Genomic DNA, 16,204 nt, shown 5'->3' on the forward strand with positions numbered 1-16,204 from the left:
TGTTTACAGCGCATGTGTGGAGGTAGCATGAGTCACTTTCTGGACCGTCTTAAATTCTTTAGCAAGCCAGCCGAGCCGTTTTCGAACGGCCATGGCGCCGTGGTCGATGAAGACCGCACCTGGGAAAACGCCTACCGGCAGCGCTGGCAGCACGACAAGATCGTGCGCTCCACGCACGGCGTCAACTGCACCGGCTCGTGCAGCTGGAAAGTCTATGTCAAGAATGGCCTGATCACCTGGGAAACCCAGCAGACCGATTACCCGCGCACCCGTCCCGACCTGCCCAACCACGAGCCACGCGGCTGCCCGCGCGGCGCCAGCTATTCCTGGTATGTCTATTCGGCCCAGCGCGTAAAATACCCGATGGTGCGCGGCCGCCTGATGGAAATGTGGCGCGAAGCGCGCAAGACCATGGACCCGGTCACCGCCTGGGACTGGATCAGCCAGAACGAAGAGCGCGCAAAACAGTACAAATCGATCCGCGGCTTGGGCGGCTTCGTGCGCGCCACCTGGGATGAGTCGAACGAGATCATCGCAGCGGCCAACGCGCTGACAATCAAGAAATACGGCCCGGACCGCATCGTCGGCTTCTCGCCAATTCCCGCCATGTCGATGGTCAGCTACGCCTCGGGCACGCGCTATCTGTCGCTGATCGGCGGCGTGGCGCTGAGCTTTTATGACTGGTACTGCGATCTGCCGCCAGCCAGTCCGCAGGTCTGGGGCGAACAGACCGACGTGCCCGAATCGGCCGACTGGTACAACTCGACCTACCTGATGGTGTGGGGCTCGAACGTGCCGATGACGCGCACCCCCGACGCCCACTTCTACACGGAAGTGCGCTACAAGGGCACCAAGACGGTGGCCGTGTCGTCCGACTTCGGCGAAATGGTCAAGTTCGGCGATATCTGGCTGGCCCCGAAACAGGGTACCGACGCCGCGCTGGCGCTGGCCATGGGCCATGTGATTCTCAAGGAATTCCACAGCGAAGGCCAGTCCGCCTATTTCCGCGACTATGCGCGCCAGTACACCGATTTCCCGATGCTGGTGCTGCTGAAGGAGCACAACGGCACGCTGGTGCCCGACTACTTCCTGCGCGCTTCGCACCTGGCCAACAATCTCGATGAAGCCAACAACCCCGAATGGAAAACGCTGGTCATCGATGAAACCACCGGTGCCATCACGGCGCCGGCCGGCTCGATCGGCTTTCGCTGGGGCGAGTCGGGCAAATGGAACCTGGAGCAGAAAGCCGGCGGCAGCGGCGCACCGATCGTACCCAAGCTGTCACTGATCGACGACAGCGACGCCGTCACCGAAGTGGGCTTTGCCTACTTCGGCGGCAAGGACGCCTCCGACATGTTGCTGCGTAAAGTGCCGGTCAAGACCATTCCACTGGCCGACGGCAGCACCGCGCTGGTGGCCACCGTGTTCGACCTGACCATGGCCAACTACGGCATCGACCGTGGCCTGGGCGGCGAGAACGTGGCTGACAGCTATGACGACGACGTGCCTTACACGCCGGCCTGGCAGGAAAAACACACGGGCGTCAAGCGCGCCGATGTGATTACGGTGGCGCGCCAGTTTGCCGAAAACGCCGATCAGACGCGCGGCAAGAGCATGGTGATTGTCGGTGCTGGCCTCAATCACTGGTACCACATGGACATGACCTATCGCGGCATTATCAATATGCTCATGATGTGCGGCTGTATCGGCCAGAGCGGCGGCGGCTGGGCCCATTACGTGGGCCAGGAAAAGCTGCGTCCGCAAACCGGCTGGACCCCGCTGGCGTTTGCCCAGGACTGGGTGCGCCCGATGCGCCAGATGAACGGCACCTCGTTCTTCTATGCCCACACCAGCCAGTGGCGCCATGAAAAGCTGGCCACCGGCGAGATTGCTTCGCCATCGGCGGCCGAGTCCACCGGCCAGATGACACTGCTCGACTATAACGCCAAGGCCGAGCGCATGGGCTGGCTGCCGTCGGCGCCGCAACTGCAAACCAATCCGCTCGAAGTGGCCAAGGCGGCCAGGGCGGCAGGCCAGGCGCCGGCAGCTTACGCGCTCGACCAGATCAAGTCCGGCCAGCTGCAACTGTCGTGCGATGACCCGGACAATCCGGCCAACTTCCCGCGCAATATGTTTGTGTGGCGCTCGAATATCCTGGGCAGCTCGGGCAAGGGCCATGAGTACTTCCTGAAATACCTGCTGGGCACCCAGAACGGCCTGCTCAGCGATGAAACCGACTGCCTCAAGCCGCAGCAGGTGAAAGTGCGCCCGGCCGTCGAAGGCAAGCTCGATCTGCTGGTGGTGCTGGACTTCCGCATGTCGACCACCTGCCTGTATGGCGACGTGGTGCTGCCGACGGCCACCTGGTATGAAAAAGACGACCTCAATACCTCGGACATGCATCCGTTTATCCACCCGCTGTCCGAAGCCGTGCAGCCGCTGTGGCAATCGAAGTCGGACTGGGAGATTTACAAGGGCCTGGCCGAGAAATTCTCGGAAATCGGCGGTGAACTGCTCGGCACCCAGCAGGACATTATCCTGTCGCCACTGATGCACGATACGCCCGGTGAGCTGGGCCAGCCCTTCGATCCGAAAGACTGGCGCGCCGGCGAATGCGAGCCGGTGCCCGGCAAGACCATGCCGAGCATGACGGTAGTTGAGCGCAATTACCGCGACGTCTACAAGAAATTCACCTCGATCGGCCCACTGCTTGAAACCATCGGCAACGGCGGCAAGGGCATTTCCTGGAAAACCGGCCATGAAGTCGATGTCCTGCGCGGCATCAACCGCACGGTGCAGGCTGAGGGGGTCTCGAAAGGCCAGCCGCGCCTCGACAGCGCCATCGATGCCGCCGAAATGATCCTGACGCTGGCACCGGAAACCAATGGCCACGTGGCCGTGAAAGCCTGGGCCGCCTTGTCCGACATTACCGGCCTCGATCACACCCACCTGGCGCTGCCGCGCGAGCATGACAGCATTCGTTTTCGCGATGTGCAGGCGCAGCCGCGCAAGATCATTTCTTCGCCGACCTGGTCCGGCCTGGAAAGCGAAGAAGTCAGCTACACGGCAGGTTATACCAACGTGCATGAACTGATCCCCTGGCGCACGCTGACGGGCCGCCAGCAGTTCTACCAGGATCACCTGTGGATGCGTGATTTTGGCGAAGGCTTCTGTGTCTACAAGCCAGCCATCAATACCCGCACCACCGAGGCAATGCTGGGCAGCAAGCCGAATGGCAACAAGGAGCTGGCGCTGAACTTCCTGACGCCGCACCAGAAGTGGGGCATCCATTCGACCTATTCGGACAATATGCGCATGCTGTCGCTGTCGCGCGGCGGCCCGCACGTGTGGCTGTCGGAAATCGATGCGAAAGAAGCGGGCATTGTCGACAACGACTGGATCGAGGTGTTCAACGTCAACGGCACGCTGACGGCGCGCGCGGTAGTGTCCCAGCGCATCCCGGCCGGCATGACCATGATGTACCACGCCCAGGAAAAAATCGTCAACGTGCCTGGCGCGGAGATGACCGGCAAGCGCGGCGGCATCCATAACTCGGTCACGCGGGCGGTCACCAAGCCGACCCACATGATCGGCGGCTATGCGCAACTGGCCTACGGCTTCAATTACTACGGCACGGTGGGCTCGAACCGCGATGAATTCGTGCTGGTACGAAAAATGAACAAGGTTGACTGGCTCGAAGGGCCACTGAAGACAGAACACGGGAGCATGGTATGAAAATCAGAGCGCAAATCGGCATGGTGCTGAACCTGGACAAGTGCATCGGCTGCCACACTTGTTCGGTCACCTGCAAGAATGTCTGGACCAGCCGCGATGGCGTGGAATACGCGTGGTTCAACAACGTGGAAACCAAGCCTGGCATCGGTTACCCGAAACAGTGGGAAAACCAGGAAAAATGGAACGGCGGCTGGCGCCGCACGGCCAGCGGCAAGATCGAGCCGCGCCAGGGCAGCCGCCTGAAAATCCTGGCCAATATCTTTGCCAACCCGAACCTGCCGGCCATCGACGAGTACTACGAGCCGTTCACCTACGACTACGAGCACCTGCAGAACGCGCCGCTGTCGGAGACGCCACCGACGGCGCGTCCGATCTCGGTACTGACCGGCAAGAAGATGGACAAGATCGAGTGGGGCCCGAATTGGGAGGACGACCTGGGCGGCGAATTTGCCCAGCGCAGCAAGGACCAGCTGTTCGACAAGATGCAAAAAGAGATGTACGGCACCTTTGAAAACACCTTCATGATGTATCTGCCGCGTCTTTGCGAGCATTGCCTGAACCCCGCTTGCGTGGCCTCTTGTCCATCGGGTTCGGTCTACAAGCGCGAGGACGACGGCATCGTGCTGATCGACCAGGACAAGTGCCGCGGCTGGCGCATGTGCATCTCCGGTTGCCCGTACAAGAAGATTTACTACAATTGGTCGTCCGGCAAGGCCGAGAAGTGCACGTTTTGCTTCCCGCGCATCGAGGCCGGCCAGCCGACCGTGTGCTCGGAAACGTGCGTCGGCCGTATCCGCTATCTGGGCGTGCTGCTGTATGACGCCGACCGTATCGAAGCGGCAGCCTCGGTGCCGCAGGAAGCCGATCTGTACCAGGCCCAGCTCGACCTGTTTCTCGATCCGCACGATCCGGCCGTGATTGAAGAAGCGCGCCGCCAGGGCATCCCCGACCTTTGGCTCGCTGCTGCCGTCAAGTCGCCGGTCTACAAGATGGCGGTCGAGTGGAAAGTGGCGTTCCCGCTGCATCCCGAGTACCGCACGCTGCCGATGGTGTGGTACATCCCGCCACTGTCGCCGATCCAGGCCGCAGCCGAATCGGGCAAGCTCGGTGTCAATGGCGTGCTGCCCGATACGCAAAGCCTGCGCATCCCGGTGCAGTACCTGGCCAACCTGCTGACGGCCGGCGACAAGCCGCCGATCATCTCGGCGCTCGACCGCATGCTGGCCATGCGCGCCTATATGCGCAGTAAAACAGTCGAGAAGGTGGAAAACCTGACGGTATTGAAACAGGTGGGCTTGAGCCAGGCGCAGGTGGAAGACATGTATCACATCATGGCCATTGCCAACTACGAAGACCGTTTCGTGATCCCCAGTAGCCACAAGGAAGTGGTCGAGGACAGCTTTAACGAGAAGGGTTCGTGCGGTTTCACTTTTGGCAACGGCTGCTCGGACGGCGTCAGCGACGCGACGCTGTTTGGGAAGAAAAAACACGGTTCGGCCATCTTCATGCAGATGCCCAAATCGCGCAAGAACGCCAGCGGCGCATAAGGAGCATTCTCATGAATATCTACACCATCGTCTCAACGCTCTTGATGTATCCGGAACCCGAGCTGATTGCCCACCTGCCGCAGATCGACGCGGCGCTGGCGGCCAGCCCGGCGCAGCAGGAGCTTTTGCGCCCCTTGCTGGCGCACCTGAATGAAAACCGGCTGATCGATTTGCAGCAGCAATATGTGGCCACGTTCGACCGCAATCCGTCGCACTCGCTGCATCTGTTCGAGCATATCCACGGTGAATCGCGCGACCGTGGCCAGGCCATGGTCGACCTGATGGAGGAATACAAGCGCCACGGCCTGCAGATGGTCGGTGACGACCTGCCTGACTATGTGCCGCTGTTCCTCGAGTTCCTGGCGCAGATTGGCGACCAGGCGGCTGCGCCGCTGCTCGGCGACGCGGTGCACGTGCTGGCCCATATCGGGCGCAAGCTGGCGGCCAACGCGAATCCGTATGCACCAGCCTTTGCGCTGCTTGAGCAACTGAGTCCGGTGGCGGCTGAAATGCTGTCCGAGCCGCCGGTGCGCGACATGGACGAAGCGCTGGAAACCTTTGGCCCCGGCGCCGATGGCGTCGAGCCGCTGCTGCGCCAGGCCCCGGGCGGCGTCCATCCCGTGCATTTTCACCCGCAGACCAGGCGCACCGACGCGCCGGCTGCCTGACATGGAGTCCACCATGAACCACTATGTTGAACAATTCGTGTTCGGGATCTACCCGTACATCGCGCTGGCGATTTTTTTCCTCGGCAGCCTGGTTCGCTTTGACCGCGAACAATACACCTGGAAGTCCGATTCAAGCCAGCTGCTGCATCGCGGCAGCCTGCGCCTCGGTAATATCCTGTTCCATATCGGTATTATCGGCCTGTTGGGCGGCCATGCCGTCGGCCTGCTCACCCCCGTGGTGGTGTGGGATACGCTGGGCGTCACGCACAGCCTCAAACAGGTGGTTGCCATGACCGCCGGCGGCATCATGGGCGCCATCTGTCTGGCTGGCATCTTGATCCTCTTGGTGCGCCGCTTCAGCAATGTACGGCTGCGCGCCGTCACCACGCCGGGCGACAAGCTGGTGATGCTGTGGATCCTGGGCACGCTGCTGCTGGGCCTGTCGACCATCGCTGCATCGAGCTCGCACCTCGATGGACATATGATGGTGCAACTGATGAACTGGGCCCAGCATATCGTGACCCTGCGCGCCGATGCCGCCGGCTTTATCGTTGACGCACCGCTGGTATTCAAGCTGCATCTGTTCATGGGCATGTCGCTGTTCGTGATCTTCCCGTTCACCCGCCTGGTGCATATCTGGAGCGGCTTTGGCGCCATCGCCTATCTTGGCCGGGCCTGGCAGCTGGTACGCCGCCGCTAACCGAACCGCAGAAAGGAATCATTATGGGAATCTCGGTCAACGGCGTCGACATCGATGACGACGCCATCGAATCGGAACTGCCGCATCACCAGGCAGCGGGCAACCCGCTGAAACAAGCCGTGCACGAGCTGGTGCTGCGCCGCCTGCTGCTTGACGAGGCGCGCAGCCTGGGCCTGTCGGCCGACAGCGACGACGCACTGGTCGAATTGCTGTTCGAGCACGCGGTGAAGGTGCCGCTGGCCGATGACGCAGCCTGCCGCACCTTCTACACGCAAAACCCGCAGCTGTTTCGCAGCGGGGCGCTGGTCGAAGCGCGCCATATCCTGTTCCAGGTCACGCCTGAGGCGCCGTTGGAACTGTTGCGCGGCACGGCGCAGGCGGTGCTGGACGAGCTCAAGAAGTCGCCCGAACGCTTTGCCGAACTGGCGGCGCAGTACTCGAACTGTCCGTCCGGTGCAGTCGGCGGCAGCCTGGGCCAGCTCTCGCCAGGGCAGAGCGTGCCGGAATTCGATGCGCTGCTGTTCCGCCTGGAACAGGGCCAGCTGGCCGGCCATCTGCTTGAAACGCGCTTTGGCTACCACGTGGTGCAGGTACTGCGCCGTGTGGACGGCAAGGCCATCGCGTATGAGGCGGTGCAAGCGCAGATCGCCGATCGCCTGAGCCGCGCGTCATGGCAGCGCGCCGTGCACCAGTACCTGCATCTGCTGGTCGGGCGCGGCGGGGTGGAAGGCGTCGAGCTCGAAGGCACAAGCAGTCCGCTGGTGCAATAGGCCAGAAGGGCTAGTTCGCTAGCCCTTTTGGGGCACAGCCAGTTTTTTCTTCAGCCGTTACAATCGGCTTCACAGTGGGTGTCTGTTGCAAGGAGTAGGGCCATGTTGGTTGACCGCTTTGGCCGATCTATCGATTATCTGCGCTTGTCGGTCACAGACCGCTGCGACCTGCGCTGCAGTTATTGCATACCGAAGGGCTTTCGGGGCTTCGAGGAGCCGCAAGACTGGCTGACGTTCGATGAAATCGAGCGCCTGCTGGCCGTATTCGTGCGGCTCGGTACGCGGCGCGTGCGCCTGACCGGCGGCGAGCCGCTGTTGCGGCGCAATCTGCCGCAGCTCGCTGGCAGGCTGTCAGCCTTGCCGGGTCTGCAGGACCTGTCGCTGTCGACCAACGCCACGCAGCTGGGCAAGCACGCTGGCGCGCTGCGCGCGGCCGGGGTGGACCGTATCAATGTAAGCCTCGATTCGCTCGACCGCGCCTGCATGCAGCAAATTACCGGGCGCGACAGCCTGCAGCCGATCCTGGACGGTCTGATGGCCGGCAAGGCTGCCGGCTTTGATCCGATCAAGATCAATATGGTGGCCATGCGCGGCGTCAACGACGGCCAGATCGAAGACATGGCGGCTTTCTGCATCGAGCAGCAGTTCATGCTGCGCCTGATCGAGGCCATGCCGATGGGTGCGACCGGCCGCAATGCGCAGTACATGCCGCTCGCTGACGTGCGCGAGCGCCTGATTGCACGCTTTGGACTGGTGGCGCAGGCGCAGGAACTGGGCGGCGGGCCGGCGCGCTACCTGGCCACGCCGGACGGACGCGCCAGCATCGGCTTTATCACGCCGATGTCGCAGCACTTCTGCGCCAGCTGCAATCGCGTGCGCCTGTCGGTCGATGGCACGTTGTACCTGTGCCTGGGGCAGGAGGAAAAATTTGAATTCGGCCCCATGCTGCGCGCCGGCGCCAGCGACGCCGAACTGGAGATGGCCATCCGCACGGCCATCGAACTGAAGCCACAGCAGCACGATTTCAACACGCAGCCGCACAAGATCGTGCGCTTTATGGCGCAGACGGGGGGATAAAGTGACTGCGTTTCTGCAGGGCGGATGGCGGATCGTAGGTCGGATTAGGCCCTGCGGGCCGTAATCCGACAACACCGCAGGCGCCAACAATGGTGTCGGATTACGGCCCCCTTGGGGCCTAATCCGACCTACGGACGTTCAGAATGCAAAATATAAGGACAGCATGCGTTTTCATCAGATGATCTCCTCCTGGCAAAAACTGTCGACCAAGATCGTTGGCGCCTTGCTGGGCATGCTGATCCTGGCGCTGTCGGCGATTGCCTGTACGCTGTACCTGTCGTGGCAGCTCGAAGGCAGCTCGGCCGCCATCAATGAAACGGGCCGGCTGCGCATGCAGACCTATCAGCTTACGCTGCTGCTGGCCGGCGACGCCCGCGGCACGGCGCAGCAGCAGGTCGCCGTGATCGACGATTCGCTCGAGCGCATCGGCCGCGGCGACCCGCAGCGCCCCTTGTTCCTGCCGCCCACACCGACCATCAAGCAGGAGTTCGCGCGCATCAAGGATGGCTGGCACAGCGAGCTGCGGCCGGCCGCGCTGGCCAGCAACACCAGTACCCAGGCGCATGCCTTTGAACTGCAGGCGGCCGCCTTCGTCAACCAGGTCAACCAGCTGGTGCGCCTGATCGAGCAGGACAGCGAACAGCGCACCTTCTGGCTGCGCGGCTCGCAGCTGATGCTGGTCGGCATGGCCATAGTCGGCACCGTGACCATGATCTATCTGATGTTCATGCTCATTATCGAGCCCGTTACGCGCCTGCGGATGGGCATGCAGCGCATGAAGGAGCGCGACTTCAGCGTGCGCCTGGCGGTGGAAAGCAATGACGAATTCGGCCAGCTGGCCAGCGGCTTCAATCAGATGGCCGACCGCCTGCAGGCGCTGTATGGCAACCTGGAAGAGGGGGTGCGCAGCAAGACGGCCACGCTGGAATACCGCAACCGCGAACTGGCGTTGCTGTATGAAAGCTCGGCCTTCTTGCAGCGCCCACAGCCGTTGGAGGCGCTGTGCGGCGGCTTTATGGAACGCATTGTCGCCTATTTTGATGCTGACGGTTCGACCGTGCGCGTGCTCGACCTTGACCGTGGCAACCTGCATATGGTGGTGCATCACGGCCTGTCGGAAGAGCTGGTGGCATCCGAACACTGTCTGAAGGTGGGCGACTGCCTGTGCGGCACGGCGGTCGAGCAGAAAGTGGCCAAGGTCCACGACATGCGCCGCATCGACAAGGCGCATGAGCTGCGCTGCCACCGCGAAGGTTTTGCCACCGTGTCGGTGTTCCAGATCCACGCGCACGAGCAGCAACTGGGCTTTTTCAATCTGCATTTTCGCCATGCGCGCGCCTTCAGCGCACGCGAGCTGGCGCTGCTGGAAACGCTGGGCCAGTTGCTCGGCGTGGCGCTGGAAAACCTGCGCCTGGCCGCGCGCGAACGTGAAATGGCGATCTCCGAAGAGCGCAATTTGGTCGCGCAAGGCCTGCATGACAGCATTGCGCAAAGCCTCAACTTCCTGAACCTGCAGGTGCAGATGCTGGACGACTCGGTCAGGAAGGAGCGCTATGGCGAAGTCGAGGCCATTGTGCCGGCATTGCAAGCCGGTATCAAGGAAAGCTATGATGATGTGCGCGAGTTGCTGCTCAATTTCCGCAGCCGGCTGATGGAAGACGACCTTATCGGCTCGCTGCGTGCGGCGCTTGACAAATTCCGCCGCCAGACCGGCATTGCCGCCGAGTTGCTGGCCGATGTCGACGGCGCGCCGTTCCCGCGTGAGCAGCAGCTGCAGCTGCTGTTTATCGTGCAGGAAGCGCTGTCGAATATCCGCAAGCACGCGCAGGCCACGCATGTCGAGGTACGCCTGGCAGACGACCAGGACTTCGCACTGACGGTCAGCGATAATGGCGTGGGTTTCGACATGGCCGAGGTGCTCGAACGCGCAGAGAGCCATGTCGGCATCCACATCATGCGCGAACGCGCACAGCGCATCGCCGCCACTTTCGAGGTGCACGCCCAGCCTGGCGGCGGCACCACCGTCGAGCTGCATCTGGCGCGTGAACAGCGCCGCGCAGCTTGAATCTTTACAGGGAAGCAGAATATGGAAACTGTCGATCAACCGATTACCGTCATGCTGGTGGACGATCACGCCCTGTTTCGCAGCGGCATACGTTCGCTGCTGCAGCGCCACGCCGAGTTTTCCGTGGTGGGCGAGGCGGGCGATGGCGTCGAAGGCATCAAGCGCGCCATCCAGCTGCAGCCAGATGTGATCCTGCTGGACCTGAACATGGTCGGCATGTCGGGCGTGGAAGCGCTGCAGCTGATGCAGCATGACTGTCCCGATACCGCCATCGTGATGCTGACCGTGTCGGAAGACGCTGACGACCTGGCCACGGCCCTGCGCGCCGGCGCCTGCGGCTACCTGATCAAGAATATCGACGCCGACTACCTGGTGCGCGCGATCCGCCGCGCAGCTAGCGGCGAAGTGGTGATCGCCGAAGCGATGACGGGCAAGCTGGTGGCCCAGCTGCAGGCCGGTACGCGGCGCGAAGAGCCGGTGTCGGAACTCGATAAACTCACCCCGCGCGAAAAGGAGATTATCGACTGCTTGTCGCGCGGCGAAAGCAACAAGGGCATCGCCCGCACGCTGGATCTGGCCGAAAGCACCGTCAAGATCCACGTGCAGAACGTGCTGAAAAAGCTCAATCTCAACAGCCGCGTGCAGGCAGCCGTGTATGCGGTCGAGCATCGGCAACTGAAGTAGCCACCATCACCTACAGCCAGACAAGGAGCACTTGATGAGCGTTTCAGCAGCATTTTCCACCTTTATGCACGAAGCACCACAGCACGCAGCAGCGTGGACGCAGGCGGCTGCAGCGTTGGCAGCGGCCAGTGCGCTCGACAAGAAGACCGGTGAGCTGGCTTATATCGCGGTGCTGGCCGCCACCGGTAACCTGTCCGGGCTGGCCTTCCATGTGCTGTCGGCCAAAGCGCATGGCGCCACCCGGCAGGAGGTCCTCAGCGCCGTACTGGTCGGCCTGCCTGCCGCCGGCGCGGTAGTGATCGGCGCCGTTCCGGCGGCGCTGGAGACCTATGATGGGCAAAACCAATAAATCCTGGCATGCGCAGCGACTCAGGGTCAGTTCCGCCATTTGGACACGGCCTGATCCGTGAGCAAAATACCTGAAGATAGGTGGCAGTAAGCACAATCAGGCAGCGGTGGATTTGCAGCATGCGAAGTCAAACTGCTGAGGTTGTGTCGCAATGGCGGAACTGACCCTGAGTTGCAGGGCAGTTTGCGCAGATCAGCTCAGCTTAGTCCAGCTGCTTGTGCATAAAGACGCTGAGCGGGTCGTCGGCGTAGTCGCCGAACGGGCCGCATTGCAGGAAGCCTTGCTGCGCATAGAGTGAGATGGCTTGCGGCTGGGATGGGCCTGTTTCCAGTGTCATGCGGCGGCAGTGCGCGTCGCGGGCCGCCTGTTCCAGCAGCGCCATCAGCTGTTTTGCAGCGCCGAGGCCGCGCGCTTCGGGCTTGACGTACATGCGCTTGATTTCCCCGTAGGCGGGTTGAAGCACCACGGCCGCGCAGCCGACGGCATGGCCGCTACTGCGCGCCACGGCAAAGCGCACATGCGGCTGCAGCAGCGTTTGCAGGTCCAGCGCGTAGACGGACTCGGGCGGATACAGCGTCAGTTGGTAGGCGTCGAGGTCGGCGATCAGGGCCAGCACTTCGGGCTGGTCCGGCGTTTCAAAGGCAATGGTCAGCATGGGGCAGCGTCGGGTCACGATGTGCTTATCGATGTGCTTATTATATAGGGCTGTACTGGCAACCTACGACTAGTCATTTTGTCCAATACCCAAAGCGCCGCCTTTAAAGTAGCATATTAAATATATCTTTTAAGCGCGAGTCCATTATGGCTATTACTCCGATCAGCGAACCTTCCTTGCCGCCAGCGGCAAAAACTGCCGCGCCGTGGCTACCTGGCCATGCCGTCTGGCAGCTGGGTTTTCGTCCGTTCTATCTGCTGGCCGCCATGTTTGCCGCCATCAGCGTGCCGCTGTGGCTGCTCAGCTACTTTGGCGTGTTGCAGGGCGCGTTGCAGGTAGGGCTGGGCTGGCATATGCATGAGATGGTATTCGGCTTTGCGGTGGCGGTGGTGGTGGGCTTTTTGTTTACTGCCGGGCGCAACTGGACCGGGCTCGATACGCCGCGCGGCGCGCACCTGATGGCGCTGGTGGCCCTGTGGCTGGCCGGGCGCGTGCTGCTGTATGCGACGCCGGGCCTGTTTGCCGCCTTCGTTGACTGGCTGTTTTTGCCGCTGGCGGCCTGGCCGCTGCTGCTAGTGCTGCAGCGTTCTGGCAACCATCGCAATCTGTTTCTGGTTGGTCTGCTGGCCCTGCTGGCGTTGGCCAATGGCCTGTATCACGTGGCCGCGTTTGGCGCTCTGGCCCTGTCGCCCGCCGTGCCGGTGCAGGCGGCTATTTTGATTATTGTGGTGATCGAGTCGGTGATCGGTGCGCGCGTCATTCCCATGTTTACCCGCAATGGCGCGCCGGGCGCGACGCCAGTATCGAATCCGAGGCGCGCGCTGGTGGCCGTGGCGCTGATGGCGGCGGCCGGCATCAGCTGGCTGGCCGGCCTGCCGGGCGTGGTCACGGCGCCGCTGGCGCTGTGCGCGGCAGGCGTCTCGCTGGCCAATCTGCTGGCCTGGCAGCCGCAGCGCACGTTGCGCGTGCCACTGTTATGGATACTGCATCTGTCATATGCCTGGATCGGCCTCGGCTTTGTGCTGCTGGCGCTCGCCAGCGTGCATATCGTGCCGGCCAGCGCGGCCTTTCATGCGCTGACGGTCGGTTCGATGGCGGGATTGATTATCGGCATGATGACGCGCACCACGCTGGGCCATACCGGGCGGCCGCTGAAAGCGGGCAAGGCCGAGGCGTGCATGTACTGGCTGGTGCAGCTGGGTGCCGTGGCGCGCTTGCTGGCGGCCGTTGGACCTGCGCCGTTGCTGGTACCGGCGCTGGTGGCTGCCGGGGCATTATGGTCGCTGGCCTTTGTGCTGTATGCCGTAACTTACGCGCCTTTTCTGTGGCGGCCACGCGTGGACGGCAAGGAGGGTTAGAGACGGTAGCGCTGCACACGGTCGTGGCGTGTGCCATGGTTGGGCCTTTGGTGCAAGAATGGCATGGTGAGGCTTGGTTACGCCCGCATAGTCCATCCATTATTGCCAAAGGAATATCATGACTCCCTCCACGCGGCCGGGGCCGTTGCTTGTCATTACTGGCATTGTCTTTATTCTGCTCGGCCTGCTGCTGGCCGGCGGTGGCGTCTGGCTGCTGACGCTGCAGGGTTCGTGGTACTACATTATCGCCGGCATCGGCATGGCGATGACCGGTGTGCTGGTGGCCAGGGGCCGTCCTGCCGCGTTCAATTTCCTGGCCGTGCTGCTGCTGGCCACGCTGTTGTGGTCGATCTATGAAGTGAAATTCGACTGGTGGCAGCTGCTGCCACGGCTCGATATCTGGTTTGCGGCCGGTGTCTGGCTGCTGCTGCCGTTTGTCCACCGCCGCCTGGCGCCTGCAGCGCATAGCCGGCGTGGCAAGGGCGCCCTGATGGGCGCGGTGGTACTGACGGCCGGCGTGGGCCTGCTGTCGCTGTTCCAGGACTATTACACCCTGCATGGCAATGTACCCGAAGAAAACATGACGGCCCAGCCGCAGGGCGATATTGCCCCTGGCGTGGCGCATAACGACTGGGCGCAGTACGGGCGCTCCGGCTATGGCGACCGCTATTCTCCGGCCGCGCAGATCACGCCAGCCAATGCCGGCAAGCTCGAACAGGCCTGGGTATTCCATACGGGCGACTTCAAGGGGCCGAACGACCCGTTCGAGATTGCCAATGAGGTCACGCCGCTCAAGGTCAACGGCATGCTGTACCTGTGCACGCCGCACAGTATCGTGATTGCGCTAGACCCGGACACAGGCAAGGAAATCTGGCGCCACGACCCGAAAATCAACCGTGACGCGAAAACCTACCAGCACATGATCTGCCGCGGTGTGGCCTACTGGGACGTCAATGCGGGCCGGGCGAAAGATGATCCGGCGCCGGAAGCGGCCGGCATGGAGTGCCCGCGCCGCATCTTTGCACCCACCATGGATGCCACCCTGATCGCCGTCAACGCCGATACGGGCGAAGCGTGCAAGAGCTTTGGCGAGAACGGCGTGATCGGCCTGTACCACGGCATGGGCATGAAAAAGCGCGGTTTTCTGATGCCCACCTCGCCGCCGGCCGTGTCGCAAAAGATGGTGGTGATGGCCGCCAGCGTAACCGACAACGATTCAACCGACGAGCCGTCGGGCGTGATCCGTGGCTATGACCCGGTCACCGGCAAGCTGGTATGGAACTGGGACGCTGCCAACCCGGAAGAAACGGCGCCGATTGCCGACGGCAAGACCTATACCAACAACTCGCCCAATTCCTGGGGCGTGTCGAGCGTCGATGAAAAGCTGGGCATGGTGTATATCCCGATGGGCAATGAAACGCCCGATACCTGGGGCGGCAACCGCAATCCCAACGGCGAGAAATACAATAGCGCCATCGTCGCGCTCGACCTGGCCACGGGCAAGCTGCGCTGGGTCTACCAGACCGTGCACCACGATATCTGGGACATGGATATCGGCGGCCAGCCCACGCTGGTCGATATCGATACGCCCAAGGGCCGCGTGCCATCGGTGGTGGCAACCACCAAGCGCGGCGATATCTATGTGATTGACCGTCGCGACGGCAGCCTGGTGGTGCCGGCGCCGGAAAAGCCGGTGCCGACCGCCAACGTGGCGCCCGGCGACCGCGTTTCGCCCACGCAGCCGTTCTCGGAGCTGACGTTCCTGCCCAAGAAAAATATCAGCGAAACCGATATGTGGGGCACCACGCCGTTCGACCAGCTGGCCTGCCGCATCATCTTCCGCCAGCACCGTTATGAAGGCCCGTTTACGCCGCAGACGGTGGCCAGCGGCAAGATCGAGGGCGCGATTATTTCCCCTGGCCCGCTCGGTATTTTCGAGTGGGGCGGGGCGACCGTCGATCCGGTGCGCCAGCTGCTGATCGTCAATCCCGACTATATGGGCTTCCTGGAGCGGCTGGTACCGCGTGCGCAGGCCACGGCGCCCGGCGGCACTGGCACCGAAATGGGCCTGCAGCCGCAGACCGGCACGCCGTTTGCCGTGGAGATCAAGCCCTTCCTGTCGCCGCTGGGCTTTCCTTGCCAGGCGCCGCCGTGGGGTTATGTGGCCGCCGTCGATCTGCGCACCATGAAAAAGGTGTGGATGCACAAGAACGGCACCACCATGGACAGCGCGCCCGTGCCGATCCCGCTGCCGCTGGGCGTGCCCAGCCTGGGCGGTATGAGCACCACCGGCGGCGGTGTGGCGTTTCTCAGCAGCACGCTTGACTACTATATCCGCGGCTACGATGTGCGCAACGGCAAGGTCGTCTGGAAAGCGCGCCTGCCGGCCGGCGGCCAGGCTACGCCGATGAGCTATATCTCAGACAAGACCGGCCGCCAGTATGTGGTGGTGATGGCTGGTGGTCATGGCTCGCTGGGTACCAAGATGGGGGACAGTCTGGTGGCGTTTGCTTTGCCGGAGAAAAAATAGGAGGAGGCGTAGGTCGGATTAGGCGGGGCCGCCTAGGCCCTTCGGGCCGTAATCCGACAACACCGC

The 16,204-nt window shown here is 62.6% G+C and carries 12 protein-coding genes; 11 read left to right on the top strand and 1 reads right to left on the bottom strand.

What is annotated here, in order from left to right:
- The first annotated feature begins 27 nt into the window (after nucleotides 1–27).
- From GCM43_RS22000 to GCM43_RS22040, 9 genes are all read left to right on the top strand, one after another.
- Nucleotides 28–3,735 carry a nitrate reductase subunit alpha gene (locus tag GCM43_RS22000; protein ID WP_152248032.1) on the top strand — a complete coding sequence of 1,236 codons (3,708 nt, stop codon included), beginning with the start codon at nucleotides 28–30 and terminating at the stop codon, nucleotides 3,733–3,735.
- Nucleotides 3,732–5,282, top strand: a complete 1,551-nt coding sequence (gene narH, locus GCM43_RS22005; RefSeq protein ID WP_152248033.1) for a nitrate reductase subunit beta — start codon at nucleotides 3,732–3,734, stop codon at nucleotides 5,280–5,282. Before GCM43_RS22000 ends, narH begins: the two co-directional genes overlap by 4 nt.
- An 11-nt stretch (nucleotides 5,283–5,293) precedes the next feature.
- Entirely contained in the window at nucleotides 5,294–5,950 is a 657-nt protein-coding gene (gene narJ, locus GCM43_RS22010; RefSeq protein ID WP_152248034.1) for a nitrate reductase molybdenum cofactor assembly chaperone, read from the top strand.
- Between the two features lie 13 nt (nucleotides 5,951–5,963).
- Entirely contained in the window at nucleotides 5,964–6,650 is a 687-nt protein-coding gene (gene narI / locus GCM43_RS22015; protein ID WP_152248035.1) for a respiratory nitrate reductase subunit gamma, read from the top strand.
- A 23-nt stretch (nucleotides 6,651–6,673) separates the two neighbouring features.
- Nucleotides 6,674–7,420 carry a peptidylprolyl isomerase gene (locus GCM43_RS22020; protein WP_152248036.1) on the top strand — a complete coding sequence of 249 codons (747 nt, stop codon included), beginning with the start codon at nucleotides 6,674–6,676 and terminating at the stop codon, nucleotides 7,418–7,420.
- Nucleotides 7,421–7,522: 102 nt separating this feature from the next.
- Nucleotides 7,523–8,497 carry a GTP 3',8-cyclase MoaA gene (gene moaA / locus GCM43_RS22025; RefSeq protein ID WP_152248037.1) on the top strand — a complete coding sequence of 325 codons (975 nt, stop codon included), beginning with the start codon at nucleotides 7,523–7,525 and terminating at the stop codon, nucleotides 8,495–8,497.
- A 163-nt stretch (nucleotides 8,498–8,660) separates the two neighbouring features.
- A complete protein-coding gene (locus GCM43_RS22030) occupies nucleotides 8,661–10,562 on the top strand; it encodes a type IV pili methyl-accepting chemotaxis transducer N-terminal domain-containing protein (RefSeq protein WP_152248038.1) in 1,902 nt (633 codons plus the stop codon).
- 21 nt (nucleotides 10,563–10,583) lie between these two features.
- On the top strand, nucleotides 10,584–11,246 hold the full coding sequence (locus GCM43_RS22035; protein ID WP_152248039.1) for a response regulator: 663 nt from the start codon (nucleotides 10,584–10,586) through the stop codon (nucleotides 11,244–11,246).
- Between the two features lie 34 nt (nucleotides 11,247–11,280).
- Nucleotides 11,281–11,595 carry a carboxymuconolactone decarboxylase family protein gene (locus tag GCM43_RS22040; protein ID WP_152248040.1) on the top strand — a complete coding sequence of 105 codons (315 nt, stop codon included), beginning with the start codon at nucleotides 11,281–11,283 and terminating at the stop codon, nucleotides 11,593–11,595.
- A gap of 202 nt (nucleotides 11,596–11,797) precedes the next feature.
- On the opposite strand, the gene GCM43_RS22045 is transcribed toward GCM43_RS22040, so the two are convergent.
- Entirely contained in the window at nucleotides 11,798–12,250 is a 453-nt protein-coding gene (locus tag GCM43_RS22045; RefSeq protein WP_152248041.1) for a GNAT family N-acetyltransferase, read from the bottom strand.
- Nucleotides 12,251–12,396: 146 nt separating this feature from the next.
- On the opposite strand from GCM43_RS22045, the gene GCM43_RS22050 reads away from it, so the two are divergent.
- Nucleotides 12,397–13,608, top strand: a complete 1,212-nt coding sequence (locus GCM43_RS22050; protein WP_152248042.1) for an NnrS family protein — start codon at nucleotides 12,397–12,399, stop codon at nucleotides 13,606–13,608.
- A gap of 118 nt (nucleotides 13,609–13,726) precedes the next feature.
- Entirely contained in the window at nucleotides 13,727–16,138 is a 2,412-nt protein-coding gene (locus GCM43_RS22055; RefSeq protein ID WP_152248043.1) for a membrane-bound PQQ-dependent dehydrogenase, glucose/quinate/shikimate family, read from the top strand.
- Nucleotides 16,139–16,204 lie beyond the last annotated feature (66 nt).

The organism is Janthinobacterium aquaticum (assembly GCF_009208565.1).
GTDB lineage: Bacteria > Pseudomonadota > Gammaproteobacteria > Burkholderiales > Burkholderiaceae_D > Janthinobacterium.

Coding starts and splice junctions, on each gene's coding strand:
- GCM43_RS22050 (WP_152248042.1), top strand. CDS start 12,397: ATGGCTATTACTCCGATCAGCGAACCTTCCTTGCCGCCAGCGGCAAAA.
- GCM43_RS22020 (WP_152248036.1), top strand. CDS start 6,674: ATGGGAATCTCGGTCAACGGCGTCGACATCGATGACGACGCCATCGAA.
- GCM43_RS22040 (WP_152248040.1), top strand. CDS start 11,281: ATGAGCGTTTCAGCAGCATTTTCCACCTTTATGCACGAAGCACCACAG.
- GCM43_RS22035 (WP_152248039.1), top strand. CDS start 10,584: ATGGAAACTGTCGATCAACCGATTACCGTCATGCTGGTGGACGATCAC.
- GCM43_RS22000 (WP_152248032.1), top strand. CDS start 28: ATGAGTCACTTTCTGGACCGTCTTAAATTCTTTAGCAAGCCAGCCGAG.
- GCM43_RS22045 (WP_152248041.1), bottom strand. CDS start 12,250: ATGCTGACCATTGCCTTTGAAACGCCGGACCAGCCCGAAGTGCTGGCC.
- narI (WP_152248035.1), top strand. CDS start 5,964: ATGAACCACTATGTTGAACAATTCGTGTTCGGGATCTACCCGTACATC.
- narJ (WP_152248034.1), top strand. CDS start 5,294: ATGAATATCTACACCATCGTCTCAACGCTCTTGATGTATCCGGAACCC.
- narH (WP_152248033.1), top strand. CDS start 3,732: ATGAAAATCAGAGCGCAAATCGGCATGGTGCTGAACCTGGACAAGTGC.
- moaA (WP_152248037.1), top strand. CDS start 7,523: ATGTTGGTTGACCGCTTTGGCCGATCTATCGATTATCTGCGCTTGTCG.
- GCM43_RS22030 (WP_152248038.1), top strand. CDS start 8,661: ATGCGTTTTCATCAGATGATCTCCTCCTGGCAAAAACTGTCGACCAAG.
- GCM43_RS22055 (WP_152248043.1), top strand. CDS start 13,727: ATGACTCCCTCCACGCGGCCGGGGCCGTTGCTTGTCATTACTGGCATT.